The sequence below is a fragment of the Stenotrophomonas sp. GD03958 genome, assembly GCF_029839005.1.
GTDB lineage: Bacteria > Pseudomonadota > Gammaproteobacteria > Xanthomonadales > Xanthomonadaceae > Stenotrophomonas > Stenotrophomonas hibiscicola.
In genome coordinates this window covers 1-17,176 of sequence record NZ_JAOBZT010000002.1, presented here as the reverse complement: position 1 = coordinate 17,176, position 17,176 = coordinate 1, and the positions used below count along the sequence as shown (strand labels likewise).

16 protein-coding genes and 1 riboswitch are annotated in these 17,176 nt (G+C 67.5%); of the genes, 5 read left to right on the top strand and 11 right to left on the bottom strand.

The annotated features are described in order from the left end of the window. Positions 1–145: 145 nt before the first annotated feature. From mmsB to N5C25_RS00675, 5 genes are read right to left on the bottom strand one after another with little or no spacing between them, the layout of a single operon-like run. The gene (gene mmsB, locus N5C25_RS00695) at positions 146–1,036 is read right to left on the bottom strand and encodes a 3-hydroxyisobutyrate dehydrogenase (RefSeq protein WP_005407687.1); all 891 of its coding nucleotides are present in this window, start codon (positions 1,034–1,036) and stop codon (positions 146–148) included. Next, the gene (locus N5C25_RS00690; RefSeq protein ID WP_279936147.1) at positions 1,033–2,208 is read right to left on the bottom strand and encodes an enoyl-CoA hydratase/isomerase family protein; all 1,176 of its coding nucleotides are present in this window, start codon (positions 2,206–2,208) and stop codon (positions 1,033–1,035) included. Before N5C25_RS00690 ends, mmsB begins: the two co-directional genes overlap by 4 nt. Continuing rightward, a complete protein-coding gene (locus N5C25_RS00685) occupies positions 2,205–3,002 on the bottom strand; it encodes an enoyl-CoA hydratase (RefSeq protein ID WP_279936146.1) in 798 nt (265 codons plus the stop codon). Before N5C25_RS00685 ends, N5C25_RS00690 begins: the two co-directional genes overlap by 4 nt. Beyond that, positions 2,999–4,165 carry an acyl-CoA dehydrogenase family protein gene (locus N5C25_RS00680; protein WP_058979764.1) on the bottom strand — a complete coding sequence of 389 codons (1,167 nt, stop codon included), beginning with the start codon at positions 4,163–4,165 and terminating at the stop codon, positions 2,999–3,001. The genes N5C25_RS00685 and N5C25_RS00680 overlap by 4 nt, the downstream gene beginning before the upstream one ends. A 14-nt stretch (positions 4,166–4,179) precedes the next feature. Beyond that, positions 4,180–5,685, bottom strand: a complete 1,506-nt coding sequence (locus N5C25_RS00675; RefSeq protein ID WP_019661851.1) for a CoA-acylating methylmalonate-semialdehyde dehydrogenase — start codon at positions 5,683–5,685, stop codon at positions 4,180–4,182. Between the two features lie 114 nt (positions 5,686–5,799). Here N5C25_RS00675 and N5C25_RS00670 point away from each other — a divergent pair, with 114 nt between their 5' ends. Next, complete coding sequence (locus tag N5C25_RS00670; RefSeq protein ID WP_279936145.1) at positions 5,800–7,167, top strand: short-chain fatty acyl-CoA regulator family protein; 1,368 nt, start codon at positions 5,800–5,802, stop codon at positions 7,165–7,167. Positions 7,168–7,378: 211 nt separating this feature from the next. Here the strand turns inward: N5C25_RS00670 and N5C25_RS00665 are convergent, their stop codons facing one another. Continuing rightward, the gene (locus N5C25_RS00665) at positions 7,379–7,816 is read right to left on the bottom strand and encodes a hypothetical protein (RefSeq protein WP_279936144.1); all 438 of its coding nucleotides are present in this window, start codon (positions 7,814–7,816) and stop codon (positions 7,379–7,381) included. 43 nt (positions 7,817–7,859) lie between these two features. Then, on the bottom strand, positions 7,860–9,734 hold the full coding sequence (locus N5C25_RS00660) for a patatin-like phospholipase family protein (RefSeq protein ID WP_279936143.1): 1,875 nt from the start codon (positions 9,732–9,734) through the stop codon (positions 7,860–7,862). 127 nt (positions 9,735–9,861) lie between these two features. After that, positions 9,862–10,077: riboswitch (cobalamin riboswitch) on the top strand. A 174-nt stretch (positions 10,078–10,251) separates the two neighbouring features. On the opposite strand from N5C25_RS00660, the gene N5C25_RS00655 reads away from it, so the two are divergent. Beyond that, positions 10,252–10,923 (top strand): epoxyqueuosine reductase QueH, encoded by a 672-nt coding sequence (locus N5C25_RS00655; protein WP_279936142.1) that lies wholly within the window; start codon positions 10,252–10,254, stop codon positions 10,921–10,923. A gap of 55 nt (positions 10,924–10,978) precedes the next feature. Beyond that, positions 10,979–11,605 carry a bifunctional nicotinamidase/pyrazinamidase gene (gene pncA / locus N5C25_RS00650; protein WP_279936141.1) on the top strand — a complete coding sequence of 209 codons (627 nt, stop codon included), beginning with the start codon at positions 10,979–10,981 and terminating at the stop codon, positions 11,603–11,605. 207 nt (positions 11,606–11,812) lie between these two features. Here pncA and purU read toward each other — a convergent pair whose 3' ends face one another. Next, entirely contained in the window at positions 11,813–12,664 is an 852-nt protein-coding gene (gene purU, locus N5C25_RS00645) for a formyltetrahydrofolate deformylase (RefSeq protein ID WP_279936184.1), read from the bottom strand. Between the two features lie 114 nt (positions 12,665–12,778). Between purU and N5C25_RS00640 the strand changes: the two genes are divergently transcribed. Next, the gene (locus N5C25_RS00640; protein WP_279936140.1) at positions 12,779–13,690 is read left to right on the top strand and encodes a LysR family transcriptional regulator; all 912 of its coding nucleotides are present in this window, start codon (positions 12,779–12,781) and stop codon (positions 13,688–13,690) included. 3 nt (positions 13,691–13,693) lie between these two features. Here N5C25_RS00640 and N5C25_RS00635 read toward each other — a convergent pair whose 3' ends face one another. The 3 genes from N5C25_RS00635 to N5C25_RS00625 all read right to left on the bottom strand — a co-directional run bounded on the left by N5C25_RS00635 (position 13,694) and on the right by N5C25_RS00625 (position 16,175). Then, complete coding sequence (locus N5C25_RS00635; RefSeq protein ID WP_279936139.1) at positions 13,694–14,794, bottom strand: NADH:flavin oxidoreductase/NADH oxidase; 1,101 nt, start codon at positions 14,792–14,794, stop codon at positions 13,694–13,696. Between the two features lie 120 nt (positions 14,795–14,914). Further along, complete coding sequence (locus tag N5C25_RS00630; RefSeq protein ID WP_279936138.1) at positions 14,915–15,730, bottom strand: NAD-dependent protein deacetylase; 816 nt, start codon at positions 15,728–15,730, stop codon at positions 14,915–14,917. Positions 15,731–15,773: 43 nt separating this feature from the next. After that, entirely contained in the window at positions 15,774–16,175 is a 402-nt protein-coding gene (locus tag N5C25_RS00625; RefSeq protein ID WP_005407672.1) for an acyl-CoA thioesterase, read from the bottom strand. Positions 16,176–16,327: 152 nt separating this feature from the next. On the opposite strand from N5C25_RS00625, the gene N5C25_RS00620 reads away from it, so the two are divergent. Continuing rightward, positions 16,328–16,963 (top strand): LysE family translocator, encoded by a 636-nt coding sequence (locus N5C25_RS00620; RefSeq protein ID WP_058979749.1) that lies wholly within the window; start codon positions 16,328–16,330, stop codon positions 16,961–16,963. Positions 16,964–17,176: the final 213 nt, after the last annotated feature.

The window sequence follows — 17,176 nt, the reverse complement described above, 5'->3', positions numbered from 1 at the left end:
TGAGGTGATGCCGGCCAGCGGCCGGCACTACTCGAGCGAGGGAAAAAAATGGGCGGATGCCGGTCGAAACCGAACATCCGCCCATCCCACCTTCGTTGTCCCACAGGGGGCATGAGGTTGCCGGCCAGCGGCCGGCACTACCAGGTCACTTCTCGCTGGTGATCAGCTGCACGACGCTGGAGAAATCCAGCTTGCCGCGGCCAGCCTGGTGGTTCATCGAGTACAGGTTGCGGGCCACTTCGCCCAGCGGGATCGAGGCGCCGACACTCATCGCTGCTTCCACTGCCAGGCCCATGTCCTTCAGCATCAGATCGCTGCCGAAGCCACCGCTGTAACCGCGCGACGCAGGCGCGTTTTCCAGCACGCCCGGCCACGGGTTGCACACTTCGGTGGCCCAGCTGCGGCCAGTGCTGACCGCCATCATCTGCGACAGCACCTTCGGGTCCAGCCCGTGTGCCACGCCCAGCGCAATGGCTTCACCGGTCACCGCCATGATCACGCCCAGCGCCATGTTGTTGCACAGCTTGGCAACCTGGCCGGCGCCGCTGGCGCCCACGTGGAAGATGTTCTTGCCCATCGCCTGCAGCACCGGGCGCGCGCGTTCCAGCGCGTCCTCCTCGCCACCGACGATGAAGGTCAGGGTGCCGGCCTGGGCACCGGCGGTACCGCCGGACACCGGTGCGTCGATCATCTGCAGGCCACGTGCGGCGGCCGCTTCCGAGACCTTGCGGGCGCTGGCCGGTGCGATCGTGCTGCAGTCGATGACCAGTGCGCCGGCCGGAATCGCGGCAAGAATGCCGTCGTCACCCAGGTACACGCCTTCGACGTGGCGGCTGGCCGGCAGCATCGAGATCACCACTTCGGCGTCGGCCAGGGTGTCGCGTGCCGACGACGCAGCACTGGCACCGGCATCGACGGCGGCCTGGACCGCGGCCGGAACCAGATCGAACACGCGCACGCTGTGGCCGTTCTTGACCAGATTGGCGGCCATCGGGCCACCCATGTTGCCCAACCCGATGAATGCAATGCGGCTCATGCAAGGCTCCTTTCAACAAGGGGAGTGCCCAGGTCGGCCAGCGGATGCGCGGCATCGGCCCAGGGGGAAGCGAAGAAGGTGTCGGCCCACGCGCCGGTGGCCCCGGCCAGGGTGGCCGGGTTCCACTGCGGATTGCGATCCTTGTCGATCAGCAGCGCGCGGATGCCTTCGGCGAAATCGCCGTGGGCGGCGCAATGCAGGGCGGCGATGTACTCCAGGCGGTAGATCGCGGCCAGGTCCTGGCCGGCACTGCGGCGCTGCAGTTCGTACGCCAACCGTGCCGAACCCGGTGCACCGGCAGCAAGGGTCTTCTGAGCCGCCTGCAACCACGCATCATCGGTCTGCAGGCCGGCAATGCGCGCAACGATGGCTTCAAGGTCATCGCCTTCGCACAACGCATCGACCTGCGCCGCATTGGCCAGCAGCGGACCGGTGGCGGCATCACTGGCATGCGACTGCAGCAGGTGGGTCAGGCGTTCGTGGTTGTGTGCGGGGTCGCTGGACCAGGCCACCTGCAGCAGCGCATCGAACACTGCACTGCGGCGTTCTTCGGCCACGTGCACATCGGCCAGGCCGGCGTAGATGGCATCGCCCGGGTTGAGCAGCGCGCCGGTCAACGCCAGGAACAGGCCCCCCTTTCCGGGTACACGCGGCAGCAGCCAACTGCCACCGACATCGGGGAACAGGCCGACGGTGATTTCCGGGAAGGCCAGCTTGGAGCGCTCGCTGACCACGCGGTGGCTGGCGCCGGACATCAGGCCGATGCCACCGCCCATCACGATGCCATGGCCCCAGCACAGGATCGGCTTGGCATAGGTGTGGATGAGGTAATCGACGCGGTATTCGACGTCGAAGAACTCGGCGGCATAGGCGTTCTGGCGGATGTCGCTGTGGCCGGCCTCGCGGAAGGCGGCCATGGCCTTGTACAGGCTGTGCAGGTCGCCACCAGCACAGAACGCCTTTTCACCGGCGCCCTGCAGCACCACCATGGCGATGCCATCGTCGTCGGCCCAGGCGTTGAGCTGCTTCAGCAGCAGGTGCGCCATCGGCAGCGAGAAGCCGTTGAGCGTGCGCGGCGCGTTGAGCGTGGCGATGCCGATGCGCGTGCCATTGCCGGCCACGCGCTCTTCGAACAGCACCGGTGCGTCGTCGGCAGCGGTGTCGGTGCTCATGCGTTCTTCCACTGCGCGGTGCGCTTTTCCAGGAAGGCCGTCACGCCCTCGATCTGGTCGGCGGTGTCGAACAGGTCGACGAAGGCTTCGCGCTCGGCCACCAGCGCCGAGGCGTGGGTGCCGGTGCGGGTAGACTGCACCAGGGTCTTGCAGGCGGCGATGCTGGTCGGGCTCTGCTTGCCGGCCTTCTTCGCCCATTCCAGGGCCAGTGCCTTGGATTCGCCCTTGCCGACCTTTTCTTCGGCCAGGCCAATGCGCAGTGCGGTCTCGGCATTGATGCGCTCGCCCAGCAGGATCATGCGCTTGGCCCAGCCCTCGCCGACCAGGCGCGGCAGGTTCTGGGTGCCACCGGCGCACGGCAACAGGCCGACGGTGGCCTCCGGCAGCGCCACCTGGGCGTGGTCTTCGATGATGCGCAGGTCGCAGGCCAGTGCGCATTCCAGGCCACCGCCCATGGCGTAGCCGTTGATCGCGGCGATCGACACGCCACGGAAACCGGACAGCGCTTCGAAGGCTTCACCGAAGCGGCGCGCGGCCTCGCGCGCAGCGGCCTTGTCGCCGGAGGCGAACTGGTTGAGGTCGGCACCGGCGGAGAAGAACTTCTCGCCGTCACCGGTGATCACCAGCGCGTAGATGTCGCGGTCTGCGTTGAGCGCGCCCACCAGGTCGCGCAGCGCCGACAGGCTGTGCACGGTCCAGGTGTGCGCCGGCGGGTTGTTCAGGGTGACCACGGCGGTGTGGCCATCGACCTCCACCTTCAGGCCCACGTGCTCCTGGGTACGCCAATCCTTCATCGCAGTTCCTCTTCGGTGTTGAGCAGGTGACGGGCAACGATCACCCGCATGATCTCGTTGGTGCCTTCCAGGATCTGGTGCACGCGGCAGTCACGCAGCAGGCGTTCGATCGGGTATTCACGGATGTAGCCGTAGCCACCGTGGATCTGCAGCGCTTCGTTGCAGACGCTGAAACCGGCATCGGTAGCGAAACGCTTGGCCATCGCGCACCACACGTTGGCGTCGCTGGCACCGGCATCGAGCTTGCGTGCGGCGGTGTGCACCATCTGCCGCGCGGCCACCAGCTGGGTGACCATGTCGGCCAGCTTGAACTGCAGCGCCTGGAATTCGGCCAGCGCCTTGCCGAACTGGCGGCGCTCGCCCATGTAGCGGCGTGCGGCATCCAGCGCACCCTGCGCGGCACCCAGCGAACAGGCAGCGATGTTGATGCGGCCGCCGTCGAGCCCCTTCATCGCCAGTTTGAAGCCGCCGCCTTCCTCTCCCAGAAGGTGGCTGACCGGCACGCGGACGTTTTCGAAGGTGATGCCGCGGGTGGGCTGGCTGTTCCAGCCCATCTTCTCTTCCTTGCGGCCGAAGCTGATGCCCGGCAGGTCCGCCGGCACCGCAATGGCGCTGACACCGCCGGCACCGGCACCGCCGGTACGCGCCATCACCACCAGCAGCTCGGTGGCACCGGCGCCGGAGATGAAGGCCTTCGAGCCGTTCAGCACATAGAAGTCACCATCGCGCACGGCGGTGGTCTTCAGCGAGGCCGCATCGGAACCGGCGCCCGGTTCGGTCAGGCAGTACGAGGCCAGCTTGTTGCCCGATGACAGGTCGCTGCCCCAGGCATCGCGCAGTGCCGGCTGGCCCCACGTGGACACCATCCAAGAGGCCATGTTGTGGATGCTGATGTACGCCGCCGTCGACGGATCGACGCTGGCGAGCTCCTCGATGACGACGGTGGCGTCCAGTCGGCTCAGGCCGCTGCCGCCCACTTCCGGGTCCATGTACAGACCGCAGAAGCCCAGTTCACCGGCCTTGGCGATCGCCTCGCGCGGAAAGATGCCCTCCGCATCCCATCGCGCGGCGTGCGGCGCCAGTTCGGCCAGTGCGAAGTCGCGCGCAGCCTCGCGGTACGCCTGCTGTGCTTCGTCCAGTTCCGTCGTCATCGAGTGGCTCATGGCTGCTCCTGCCGTTACTTCAGGCTGATCGTGGTGTTGACGCCGTGGCTCAGCGTCTCGTCATCGAACCAGCGCGCGGTGACCGTCTTGGTCTGGGTGTAGAACAGCACCACCTGCTTGCCGTACGGGCCCAGGTCGCCCAGCTTGGAGGCGCGCGAACCGGTGAACGAGAACAGCGGCACCGGCACCGGGATCGGCACGTTGATGCCGACCTGGCCGACGTCGATGTCTTCCTGGAACTTGCGCGCGGCAGCGCCGGACTGGGTGAACAGTGCGGTGCCGTTGCCGTTCGGGTTGCTGTTGACCATCGCGATGGCGTCTTCCAGCGTCTCTGCTTCGAGGATGACCAGCACCGGCCCGAAGATTTCTTCCTGGTAGATGCGCATGTCGGTGGTGACACCGGCAAAGATGGTCGGGCCGACGAAGTTGCCCTTCTCGAAGCCATCGACCTGCGGCTTGCGGCCATCCAGCACCAGCTTGGCACCCTGCTCCACGCCCGAGGCGATCAGGCCTTCCACACGCTCGCGGGCGCTGCAGGAGATGACCGGGCCGACGTCGGTGCCGGCCACGGTGCCGGCACTGACCTTCAGGGTCTTGGCCTTTTCAACCAGATCCTGCACCCAGTTGCGCGCTTCACCGACCAGCACCAGGGTGGAGGCGGCCATGCAGCGCTGGCCGGCCGCACCGAAGGCGGCGCCGACCATCGCGTTGAGGGTCTGTTCCTTGTTGGCGTCCGGCAGCACCACGGCGTGGTTCTTGGCGCCCATCATGCACTGCACGCGCTTGCCGGCCAGCGAGGCACGGTTGTACACGTGGGTGCCGACGCGGGTGGAACCGACGAACGACACGGCCTTGATGTCCGGGTGGTCGCAGATCGCGTTGACCACTTCTTCGCCGCCGTGGACGACGTTCAGCACGCCCTTCGGAATGCCGGCTTCCAGGGCAAGCTCGACCAGGCGCATGGTGACCATCGGGTCCTGCTCGGACGGCTTGAGGATGAAGGTGTTGCCGGTGGCGATCGCCATCGGGAACATCCACAGCGGAATCATCGCCGGGAAGTTGAACGGGGTGATGCCAGCGCACACGCCCAGCGGCTGCATGATCGTGTAGGTATCCACGCCATTGGCCACGTTGTTGGCCAACTCACCCAGCTGCAGGTTGCCGATGGCGGCCGCATGCTCGACCACTTCCAGGCCGCGGAACACATCGCCTTCGGCGTCGGGCAGGGTCTTGCCCTGTTCGGCGGTGAGGATGTGGGCCAGCTCGCTCATGTTCTCGCGGATCAGCTGCTGGTACTTCAGGAAGATGCGCGCGCGGGTGCCGATCGGGGTCTTGCGCCAGGTCTTGAAGGCTTCCTTGGCGGCGGCGACGGCGGCGTCCACTTCCGCGGTGGTGGCGAACGGCACCTTGGCCAGCACGTCCTGGGTGGCCGGATTGATCACGTCCTGCCAGTGGGAGGTGGCCGATTCGATGAACTGGCCATCGATCAGCATGCGGATACGGGGCGCTTCAACAGTCATGACGACAATCCCACGGGCTCGAAAGATGCTTGGCATTATTCACAGCAGCCACCTCGATTTCCGGCCTGAATCCGCTTAATCTGGCCAACACGCCAGACGATTCATGTTAATTCTGTGAATTATTCATCCAGCCAGCGGCAGCTTGGCCTTCGCTTGCTGCGGCTGCGCGAGCAGCGCGGCTACAGCCAGGTGGATCTGGCCCGCGCCTTGGGCCTGTCGGCCAGTTACCTGAACCAGATCGAGCGCAACAAGCGCCCACTCACCCCGGCCGTTCAGAAGAAGCTGGGCGAAGTATTGGGCGACGTTTCCTCACTATTCGACGAAGATGAGCCTGCCGCGCTGCAGGGAGCGCTGGGCGAAACCCTGCGCGACCTGGGCCTGGCGGAGGTCAGCGCGACCGAGCTGCGCGCCTTGGCCGGCAACCTGCCGCAGGTCAGCCGCGCCCTGCTGGATCTGCACCGCCGCCACCTGGCGCTGCGTGAGCATGCCGCCGCCCTGGAGTTCCAGCTGGGCGAGCCCGGCGCCGGCAGCATCCTGCCCGCAGGCGACCAGGTGCGTGAGTTCTTCAACCGCATGCACAACCACATTCCCGAACTGGACGAGCTGGCCGAGCGTCTGTTCGCCGAGTGGGGGCTGTCGCCCGGGCACGTGGCACCACGCCTGCGCCAGCTGTTGGCCGACCGCCACGGCGTGCTGGTGGAAGTGGCCGCGCTGCAGGCCGGGCGCGAGAAGCGCCAGTACGATGCCGAAGCACGGCGGCTGTGGTTGCCGGACTACCTGGAGCCAGGCCAGCAGGCATTCCAGATGGCCGCCGAGCTGGCCCTGCACGGCTACCTGCCGCAGATCGATGCGGTGGTGGCACGTGCCGGCTTCACCGATGAGGCACGCATCGCTCAGGCCCGCATCGGTCTGTCGAACTATTTCGCTGGCGCCCTGGTGATGCCGTACATGCGCTTCCTGCGTGCGGCCGAGGCCAGCAGCTACGACATCGAACTGCTGGCACACCAGTTCGGCGTCGGCTTCGAAGCGGTCTGCCATCGGCTGAGCACGCTGGCACGGCGCAGCGCGCCCGGGCTGCCGTTCTTCTTCATCCGCGTGGACCGCGCGGGCAATGTGTCCAAGCGCCATTCGGCCACCGACTTCCACTTCTCGCAGGTGGGTGGTTCGTGCCCGCTGTGGATCGTCTACGAGGCGTTCAACCAGCCCGGGCGCATCCTTACGCAGACCGCGCGCATGCCCGATGGGCGACGGCATTTCTGGCTGGCACGGCAAGTCAGCAGTGGTCCGGTCGGCCATGGCCAGCCGCGCAAGACCTTCGCGGTGGCGCTGGGCTGCGATCTGCAGCATGCCGAGCGGCTGGTGTATTCGCTGGGGCTGGATGTGCAGAGCCCGGGCAATTCGGTGTCGATCGGCCCGGGGTGCCGGGTGTGCCCGCGCGAGGATTGCATGCAGCGCGCGTTCGCGCAGTTGCCGGGGCGATAGGGTTGGTTCTGCAGCGCTGCGCCCTGCACCTGCGGTAGTGCCGGCCGCTGGCCGGCAACCTCAAAAGCAAAAGCGGGCATTCAGTGGGATGGCGGGGTGGGTCCGGTTGCCACGCAACGGGCTCTGACCCCATCCGGATGAATTCTCATCTTGGAATGCATCCACGCGTGGCGTGGCTCTACTGGTAGGTGCCAGCCCTGGTTGGCGCGTTTTAGTCCCAGAACACGGTCAGCACGCGGTGGCCTTGCGAGGGCACGGGGGCGTCGATGTGCTGGCCGTAGGGCCAGCCTTCACCCACACCGTCGCATTCCAGACCCTGCAGCCAACCTTCCACGGTCTCGACGTCGGCGCGGGTGAGCACGTGCACGTTCTCTGCGGCAGGCCATTCGCTGTCGTCTTCCAATGCGCTGCTCCAGTCCTGGTGCAGGCCTACATACACGCCTTCCACCTCGGGCTTTTCGGCAATCGCGGCCAGGCGCGCGTACAGCTCGGCAATCGGCGGGCGGCCGAAACCCCATTGGTTGGGCGCGATGCATTCTTCGAAATCATTGCCTTCGAAGTACGCGGCCAGTGGCACCACCGGCAGGTGCTCCGGATCGCGGGCATCAAGGCGTTCAAGCAGATCCAACAGTTCCTGGCGGGCAGACATCCACAGCTCCTTGCAGCATGAAGCACGATTGTATCGATCGCGCTCAGTAGATAGGTGTCACCTTCATCTGCGGCAGCGGACGCGGTGCGCCGTCGGTCAGGTCAGGGCCCAGGTCCTCCCAGGTTCGGCCCTGCTCGACCATCTGCGCCCACAGCTGCTGCGAGCCGCGACGCTTGTCTTCCGAGCCCAGCTTGTACGACGGCGGTGTCGGTTCGCCGCGAGCGACCATCGAGTACGCCGCGCGATAGGCCAGTACCTGCTGCGCCGGGTCGTCGGTACGGGCCACTTCCAGCGCGTACCGTTGGTAGGCCGAGGCCAGGTTGCGCCAGCGGATCCAGTAGTGGTTCTCGAACGAGAACGAACAGAACCGCGCACCGGCCAGGCTGCCCTTGTCGGCGATGCGGGTCAGCACCTCCTGCGGCATGTCCAGGTTCATGCCACCTTCGTCGCCCTGCAGGCTCACATGCACGATGCGGTCGCGATAACCCGGCGCGCGCGCCTGCAGCAGGTCGCGCCAGTTCTGCATGGTCGCCACCACCGCGAACAGGAAACGCCCCAGCTCGGCTGCGGCCAGCGGCGTGGCAATGGACTGGTAATGCCGTTGCCAGCCGTGGCGGTTCTCGGTGGGCAGGAACACGGCATGCTCCAGTGCCTGCCGGCTACCGCTGCCCTGGCTCACGTCTTCGGCGTGCTGCGGGTAGACCAGGTTGATGGCGAAGGTCGGCCAGCGCGGCAATGCGGCGTCGAACAGATGGATCGGGAAGTTGCTGCTGATGCCACCATCGGAGAACCAGCAGATGCGGAAGGCGGTGATCACCGGACCGCAAGCCTGCCCGGCGCTGGTCAGCCCTTCCATGCTGTCGGCCACGTTGTGCTCGGGGTCGGCCGCCGGCGCGGTGGGTTCGCAGCGGCGCTCGCGGCGCGAGGGTTCGTGCAGCGGCACCGCGCTGATCAGCAACGGGAAGCTCAGGCTCATGCGTGTGGCCACCAGCACCGGCAGCTTCGGGCCCTGCGGCAGGTGGTAGTACTGCCGCCCCTCCACGTCCAGCGGCGGGCCAGCCTGATCCACCAGCCACTGCACCACGCTGGCCGGGAACAACTGCTCGAACTCTTCGCGCAGGAACCAGAACTGCGCGCCGCCCAGTGGCAGCGTACGCGGCTCGTTGTGCGAGACGCAGGTGGTGATCATCTGCAGGCTGATCGCATGCGGGCTGTCCGGCTCGCCGGCATAGCGCGGTGCGTCGTGCAGGTCGGCGAAGGTCAGCGGTGCATCAAGTGGCTTGCCTGACAACTGCTGCAGGCACTCATGCAGCCACTCGGTCAACGCCGGTTTGCGTGCATCGCGGCCGAGGCCACTGCACAGGCCCAGCAGGTTGCGCCGTGCCACGCGGGCCACGCGCAGCGCGGCACCGGCCACACCGGCACCGTAGGCGCACAGCAGCGACGGCAGCAGCGTGGCGGCCACACCGCTCCAGCCGCCGCCCCACCCGCCCAGGCCCAGCAGCAGCGCCAGCGACACCAGCACTTCCAGCGGCGCGATCTCGAATACCGCCACCGCCAGGCACAGCAGCTTGTGTGGCAGGCCCGCATTGCCGGTCAGCACCACCAGCAGCCGATAGGCCGCACGCGCGCCCCGCGCCGGTTGGAACAGGCTGTAGATGAACCCGCGCCGCGACAGCTGCGCCGACACCGCCGACAGCCCCCCATACCCGGCATCACTGGGCAGGTGCTCGCCGGCCTGCTGGCGACGATCGCCGCATGCCGCCGCAGCCGCCACCGCCGCAGCAATGGCGCCGGCCGAGGTGCCGCCGATGCTCTTGAAGCGATACTCGCGCGCCAGCGCCAGTACCGCATTGGGGTACACGATGCCGCTGGTGATGCCGCCTTTCATGACCAGATCGCAGTACTTCGCCGCCACGAGCCACCTCCCGTCTGTCGATGCCCAGTATGGCAAGCGGCGCTCTCACGGCCTGAGAAACGGACCACAGCCCCGAGCTTTCATTGACCCTTGACCATTGCCCTCGATGCGTCCACCGTGGGCACGCCGAAGGTATCCCCGCCGCAGCATTGATGGCGACAGGGATTTGAACGGGAATCCGGTGAAGGCGCCTGGCGCGCCCATTCCGGAGCTGCCCCGCAGCGGTGAATGGAAACGAATCCTGCCAACAGCACTGGGCTCGCGCCTGGGAAGCGGCAGGTAGTAGGTGGGCTGCGGCCCGTGTCCATCAGCCCGAATACCGGCCCCGGCCGGGGGACACGACCGTCCCCTGACTCGACCTGGACTCTCCGCGGGGAGGGTGCCGGGGCCGTCGCTGACCTGCGAGTGCGGGCAGTGCGGCCGCGTGCGTCCTTTTCACGGTATCCGGCCAGCCCTGTCCACCCACGCACAGATGCATGGGCCACCGCCGTTGCCGGCGGTCATGCGGTACCTGACGATGACCGAGTTCCAACGCCCCACCCTGACCCTGCCTGCCAACGGCAAGCGCCTGCTGCTGCATTCATGCTGCGCGCCCTGCTCCGGCGAGGTAATGGAGGCGATCACCGCCTCCGGGATCGACTACGCGATCTTCTTCTACAACCCCAACATCCATCCGGTGAAGGAATACGAACTGCGCAAGCAGGAAAGCATCCGCTTCGCCGAGCAGCATGGCATTCCCTTCATCGACTGCGACTACGACACCGACAACTGGTTCAGCCGTGCGCGTGGCATGGAGAACGAGCCCGAACGCGGCATCCGCTGCACGATGTGCTTCGACATGCGTTTCGAACGCACTGCGCTGTACGCGCACGAGCACGGCTACGACACCATCAGTTCGTCGCTGGGCATCTCGCGCTGGAAGAACATGGCGCAGATCAACGATTGCGGCATCCGCGCCGCCTCGCGCTACGAAGGCCTGCAGTACTGGGACTACAACTGGCGCAAGGGCGGCGGTGCCAGCCGCATGATCGAGATCAGCAAGCGCGAGCAGTTCTACCAGCAGGAGTACTGCGGCTGCGTGTATTCGCTGCGCGATGCCAACCGCCACCGTCGCGAGAACGGCCGCGAGCGGATCAAAATCGGCCTGCTGTACTACGGGCAGGACGCTGGGACGCCGCAGGGCGATTGACGTGTGAGCGAGGGGCGGCCACGCTGGTCGCCCCTTCTCTTGTAGTGGATCTGCCATGACCGCCCTGCCCGCCGACGTCGCCCTGCTGGTGATCGACCTGCAGCCGGACTTCATGCCGGGTGGCGCGCTGGCCTGCGACCAGGGTGATGCGCTGGTGGCACCGATTGCCGGACTGCTGGCGCAGCGCCGCTACCGCACGGTGGTGGCCACCCAGGACTGGCACCCGGCCGACCATGCCTCGTTCGCCAGCCAGCACCCCGGCCAACGCCCGTTCGAGACCATCCTGCTGCACGCGCAGCCGCAGACCCTGTGGCCCGACCATTGCGTGCAGGGCAGCGATGGCGCCGCTCTGCACCCGGGCGTGGACTGGGCCATGGCCGACCTGATCCTGCGCAAGGGAACGCGCCAACAGGTGGATTCGTACAGCGCCTTCCGCGAGAACCACGGTCCCGATGGCGAGCGCCCGGCCACCGGCCTGGCCGGCTGGCTGCATGAGCGCCGCATCCGCGAAGTGCACGTGTGCGGCCTGGCCCGCGATTACTGCGTGCTGTGGAGCGCGCAGGACGCAGTGAAGTCCGGCTTCCGGGCGAAGTTCCTGTGGGAGCTGACCAAGCCGGTGACCGAAGCCAACGACGTGATGGTGCGCGAGGCGCTGGGCAAGGCGGGAATCGCGATCGTCTGAGGCGTGACCGCCGGGCATGGCCCGGCGCTACCGGGCACGTCGCTTATGCCGCTTGCGCGCTCCTGCCCACAACAACACAATCGATTCACCCAGCCCCCTAACTACGCCCCCCTACAGATCGCGGGACGGCCGAACCGGGGGCTTTTCATGGGATGAAATCAGGATTCGGTAGTGCCGGGCCATGCCCGGCGGACGCGGGATGGGCGATTACCGGAACACCACCGTGCGATGCCCGTTGAGCAGGATGCGGTGCTCCACATGGCGGCGAACCGCGCGTGCCAGCACCAGCGATTCGGTATCACTGCCCAGCCGCACCAGTTCGCGCGGCGCCATCGCGTGGTCCACGCGGGCCACGTCCTGTTCGATGATCGGGCCTTCGTCCAGGTCCTCGGTGACGTAGTGCGCGGTGGCACCGATGATCTTGACCCCGCGCGCGTGCGCCTGGTGGTACGGCTGCGCGCCCTTGAAGCTGGGCAGGAAGCTGTGGTGGATGTTGATCGCACGTCCGGCCAGCGCGCGGCACAGCGTGGGTGACAGGATCTGCATGTAGCGCGCCAGCACCACCAGGTCGATGCGCTCACGCTCGACCAGGTCGATGATCTGCTGCTCCTGCACCGCGCGCGTATCGGCGGTCACCGGCAGGTGGTGGAACGGCACCTGGTAGGAGGCGGCCAATGGCGCGAAGTCGGCGTGGTTTGACGCCACCGCCGCGATGTCGACCTTCAGCTGGCCGCTGTGGGCGCGGAACAGCAGGTCGTTGAGGCAATGCCCCTGTTTGCTGACCAGCACCAGCAGGCGTGCGCGGCGGCGGCCATCGTGCAGCTGCCAGTCCATGCCGAAGTCCTGGGCGAGCGTGGCCATCGCGGTGTGCACGGTCTCCAGCGGCAGGCCGGCATCGCGATCGAAATGCACGCGCAGGAAGAAGCGGCCGCTTTCCTCGTCGCCGAACTGCTGGGCGTCGAGGATGTTGCAGCCGTGGTCGAACAGCAGGCCGGACACGCGATAGACGATGCCGGTACGGTCGGGGCAGGACAGGGTAAGAATGGAATCGGGGCGCATCGCCACAGTGTAGGGCAGCGCCCTGCCCAGCGGCCGGATGATCACGGGTGCAACCGACCTGCTTGGTTCAGTACCAAGCGATACTTGGATCTTCCCGTGGCAAGCTGGTCGGTCATGAACCTGTTGCAACTGATCCGCAGCTTCACCCGCACCGCAGAGACCGGCAGCATTGCCGCCGCGGCCCGCATCCTTGGCATCAGCGCCACCGCGGTCGGCCAGAACATCAACCGGCTGGAGGCCCATCTGGGCGTACGGTTGCTGAACCGGAGTACGCGGCAGCTGGCCCTCAGCGAGGCCGGCGCGCTGTACCTGGCGCAGGTGCGCCACATCGAAGCCGACCTGGCGCGCGCGCAGGCGATGGTCACCGCCGGTGACATCGAACCGGCCGGGCCGCTGCGCATCGCCAGCAGCAGTGCGTTCGGCCGCCATGTGCTGGCGCCGTTGCTGCCTTCGCTGCAGCAGCGCTACCCGCAACTGCAGCTGGAGCTGCGCCTGACCGACCGCGCCGTGCAGCATGGCCCGGAAGCGGTGGATGCCAGCATCCGCATCGGGGCCCAGCTGGAGGACGGGGTGGTGGCGCGGCAGCTGGCGCGTGTTCCGTTCGTGTTCTGCGCCTCGCCGGCCTACCTGAAGGCACGCGGCACCCCGCAACAGCCATCCGAGCTGGGCGGTCATCGCGGGCTGCTGCACCGCTTCCCCACCGATGGCCGGCCATTGCGCTGGGGCCTGCTGAAGGACGGCCAGCGCGTGGACGCCGCGCTGCCACCGAGCATGGTCTGCGATGACATCGATGCGCTGGCGACGCTGGCGGCGGCCGGTGCCGGCATCACCCGGCTGGCCGCATTCCTGGCCGAGCCGTACCTGCGCGATGGCCGCCTGCAGGCGGTGTTCGGCGCCGACACCGCGTGGCGCCCGGAACCGATGGAGGTCTACTTCTGCGTCAGCGACCGCCGCGATTTCACCGCCAAGATCCGCGCGCTGTTCGAACACCTTCAGGCCGGCATCGCGCCGGCCTGGCGGGTGTGAGCCTCAGCGCGTCTTGAACACGCCGCGCGCATCGCGCGGCTCGCAGCGCAGGTACTGTGGCGCCGGTTCCACGCTGTCGCGCAATGCGGCAGCGGCATGCCACGGCCAGCGCGGGTCGTAGAGGATGCCGCGCGCCAGGGCCACGGCATCGGCGTGGCGATGGCGCAGGATCGATTCGGCCTGCTCGGGCTCGGTGATCATGCCCACGGCGATGACCGGCATGCGCACCTTGGCCTTGATCGCTGCCGCGAACGGCACCTGGTAGCCCGCACCGACGGTGATCTTCTGGCGTTCGTCCAGGCCACCGCTGGAGACATGCAGGAAATTGCAGCCGCGCGCGTCCAGCACCTGGGCCAGCGCTTCGCTCTGCACCAGATCCCAGCCGCCATCGACCCAGTCGCTGGCGGAGATGCGCACGCCCACGGCGACCTTGTCCGATACCGCCGCACGCACGGCGTCGAACACTTCCACGAGCAGGCGCAGGCGGTTCGGCAATGAGCCACCGTAGCCATCGGTGCGGCGGTTGCTCAGCGGCGACAGGAACTGGTGCAGCAGGTAGCCGTGCGCGGCATGCAGCTCGATCAGCTCGAAGCCCAGGCGCTCGGCGCGCACCGCACTGGCGACGAAGGCAGCAACGAGCTCGGCGATGCCGGCCTCGTCCAGTTCCTGCGGCGTCGGATCGGCAGCATGGAACGGCAGCGGCGACGGCGCCACGGTGATCCAGCCACGCGTGTCGTCGGCTGGCAGTTGACCACCGCCGTCCCAAGGGCGGTTCACCGACGCCTTGCGACCGGCATGGCCGAGCTGGATGCCCAGCGGCATCGGCGACCAGCGGCGGACGCTGGCCAGCACCTGCGCCAGCGCTGCCTCGGTGCCGTCATCCCACAGGCCCAGGTCGGCCCAGCTGATGCGGCCACGCGGCTCGACCGCCGTGGCTTCCAGGATCAGCAGGCCGGCGCCGGACTGCGCCAGGTTGCCCAGGTGCATGGCGTGCCAGTCGCTGGCGCGGCCATCTTCGGCGGAGTACTGGCACATCGGCGCGATGACGATGCGGTTGGACAGGGTCAGGGGGCCGAACGAGATCGGCGAAAACAGCTGGCTCAAGACAGTGATGGGACGACGTAGGGGGGCATATTGCACCGCTGCGCGGCTCCCGGATCAACCATCTGGATGGATCGCTGTTTCGCGGGGACGGTTGTCGGTAGAGTCGACTGACAGTCGACTCTACCCAGCCGGTGATTCGATAGCCGACGCCAGCGCCTCGGCGCAGTCCCGCTCATCCTTGAACTGCAGCAGGTCGTCGGCACGGGTGCGGCCACGGTTCAGCGCCGCCACCGGCAGTCCTGCCCTGGCCGCGGCCTGCACGAAACGGAAGCCGGAATAGACCATCAGCGACGAGCCCACCACCAGCACAGCGTCGGCCTGCTGCAGGTGCTCGTGCACCGCCTCCACCCGCTCGCGCGGCACGTTCTCGCCGAAGAACACCACGTCCGGCTTCAACACGCCGCCGCAGTGCGGGCACTCGGGTACCACGAAGCTGGAGAAATCGGTCTCCAGATCGGCATCACCATCCGGGGCGATGCCGGCTTCCAGCGCACCCCAGCCGGGGTTGGCGTCCAGCAGGCGCTGCTGGACGTCCTCGCGGCCACTGCGGCGCTCGCAGCCCATGCAGCGCACCAGGTCCAGGCGGCCATGCAGGTCGATCACGTTGTGGCTGCCGGCGCGCTGGTGCAGGCCGTCCACATTCTGGGTCAGCAGCACCTGCAGCTTGCCGCGGCTTTCCAGGGCGGCCAGGGCCTGGTGGGTGCCGTTGGGCGGGGCCAGGCCGAAGCGCGGCCAGCCCAGCAGGCTGCGCGCCCAGTAGCGCTGGCGGGTGGCCGCCTCGCCCATGAACGCCTGGTAGGTCACCGGCGGGGTGCGCTTCCACTGGCCGTCGGTATCCCGGTAATCGGGGATGCCCGATGCGGTGCTGCAACCGGCGCCGGTCAGCACGAACAGGCGCTGGGCGCGGTCGATGAAGTCGGTCAGCGGCGAGGTCATGGCTGCCAGATGGGGGCGCCGCAGCGCCCGTGCAAGCGCCGGCTCAGGCGGCCGGCAGCGGCGGCACCGCGATCGGGTGGCCTTCCTCGTCCAGCGCGATCATCACGAAGTGGCCGCGGGTACACAGCTTGCGCTCGCCGCTGTGCAGGTCCTCGGCGACCAGTTCCACCTCCACCTTCATCGAGCTGCGGCCGACTTCGACAATGCGGCCGATGGTTTCCACCATCTGGCCGATGCGGATCGGCAGTTTGAAGTCGACCTGGTCGCTGCGCGCGGTCACCACGGTGCGGCGCGAGTAGCGGGCAGCAGCCAGGAAGGCGGCCTTGTCCATCCACGCCAATGCCTGGCCGCCGAACAGGGTGCCAAGGTGGTTGGTGTGGTTGGGAAAGACGATTTCGGCCATGCGCACTTCGATGGGCGGCACGGTCTCGGGGATCGGGGTCATGGGGGTGCTTCGGTGTGGGGTGCTGCGGATTCTAAGCGACCGGCGTGATGGCCATCGGAATGCGCGTGCAACGGTCACCCGGCAGCGGTGCCTGCGCAGGCCGCGCCTGCAGCAGGCGTTACACTGCGCCACGCCCGCTGCCAGGACTGCCCATGCCCGCCACTTCCGACCTGCTGGCCTTTGCGCTGGTTTCGCTGGCCATGGTGCTCACGCCCGGGCCGAACATGATCTACGTCATCTCGCGCTCGATCTGCCAAGGGCCGATGGCGGGCCTGATCTCGCTGGGCGGGGTGGCGCTGGGCTTCGTGTTCTACATGCTGTGCGCGGCATTGGGCATCACCGCCCTGCTGATGACCGTGCCGTTCGCCTATGACGCGCTGCGCATCGGCGGCGCGCTGTACCTGCTGTACCTGGCCTGGCAGGCGCTCAAGCCGGGTGGCCGTTCGCCGTTCGCGGCGCGCGACCTGCCGCAGGACAGCCCGCGCAAGCTGTTCACGATGGGCTTCCTGACCAACCTGCTGAACCCGAAAATCGCGGTGATGTACCTGTCGCTTCTGCCGCAGTTCCTGCATCCGGACAGCGAAGGCAGCGTGCTGATGCAGTCGATCGTGCTGGGCTCGACCCAGATCCTGGTCAGCGTCAGCGTGAACGGCCTGATCGCGCTGACCGCCGGCAGCATCGCCGGCTTCCTGGCCGCGCGCCCCACCTGGCAGAGGGTGCAGCGCTGGCTGATGGGCACGGTGCTGGCCGGGTTGGCGGTGCGCATGGCGATGGAAGGGCGGCGCTGATTGTAGAGTCGAGCCATGCTCGACTTTCTTGCGAACAGCAGTCGAGCATGGCTTGTATGTTCCTCCCGGCTCCTACGCGGTATGTAGGGGCCAGGGTGGAGGGACCGTCAAGCATGCATCTGCGGATACCAGCCGACAGACGAGTCGAGCGATCCCCATCCCGCACACGAACGTCGATAAAGGATCGTACGGCCCCAAAGGGGATCGTCGATA

Bases quoted from the DNA above. Each gene is read 5' to 3' on its own strand.
- mmsB (WP_005407687.1), bottom strand. From the start codon at position 1,036: ATGAGCCGCATTGCATTCATCGGGTTGGGCAACATGGGTGGCCCGATG.
- N5C25_RS00690 (WP_279936147.1), bottom strand. From the start codon at position 2,208: ATGAGCACCGACACCGCTGCCGACGACGCACCGGTGCTGTTCGAAGAG.
- N5C25_RS00685 (WP_279936146.1), bottom strand. From the start codon at position 3,002: ATGAAGGATTGGCGTACCCAGGAGCACGTGGGCCTGAAGGTGGAGGTC.
- N5C25_RS00680 (WP_058979764.1), bottom strand. From the start codon at position 4,165: ATGAGCCACTCGATGACGACGGAACTGGACGAAGCACAGCAGGCGTAC.
- N5C25_RS00675 (WP_019661851.1), bottom strand. From the start codon at position 5,685: ATGACTGTTGAAGCGCCCCGTATCCGCATGCTGATCGATGGCCAGTTC.
- N5C25_RS00665 (WP_279936144.1), bottom strand. From the start codon at position 7,816: ATGTCTGCCCGCCAGGAACTGTTGGATCTGCTTGAACGCCTTGATGCC.
- N5C25_RS00655 (WP_279936142.1), top strand. From the start codon at position 10,252: ATGACCGAGTTCCAACGCCCCACCCTGACCCTGCCTGCCAACGGCAAG.
- pncA (WP_279936141.1), top strand. From the start codon at position 10,979: ATGACCGCCCTGCCCGCCGACGTCGCCCTGCTGGTGATCGACCTGCAG.
- purU (WP_279936184.1), bottom strand. From the start codon at position 12,664: ATGCGCCCCGATTCCATTCTTACCCTGTCCTGCCCCGACCGTACCGGC.
- N5C25_RS00640 (WP_279936140.1), top strand. From the start codon at position 12,779: ATGAACCTGTTGCAACTGATCCGCAGCTTCACCCGCACCGCAGAGACC.
- N5C25_RS00630 (WP_279936138.1), bottom strand. From the start codon at position 15,730: ATGACCTCGCCGCTGACCGACTTCATCGACCGCGCCCAGCGCCTGTTC.
- N5C25_RS00625 (WP_005407672.1), bottom strand. From the start codon at position 16,175: ATGACCCCGATCCCCGAGACCGTGCCGCCCATCGAAGTGCGCATGGCC.
- N5C25_RS00620 (WP_058979749.1), top strand. From the start codon at position 16,328: ATGCCCGCCACTTCCGACCTGCTGGCCTTTGCGCTGGTTTCGCTGGCC.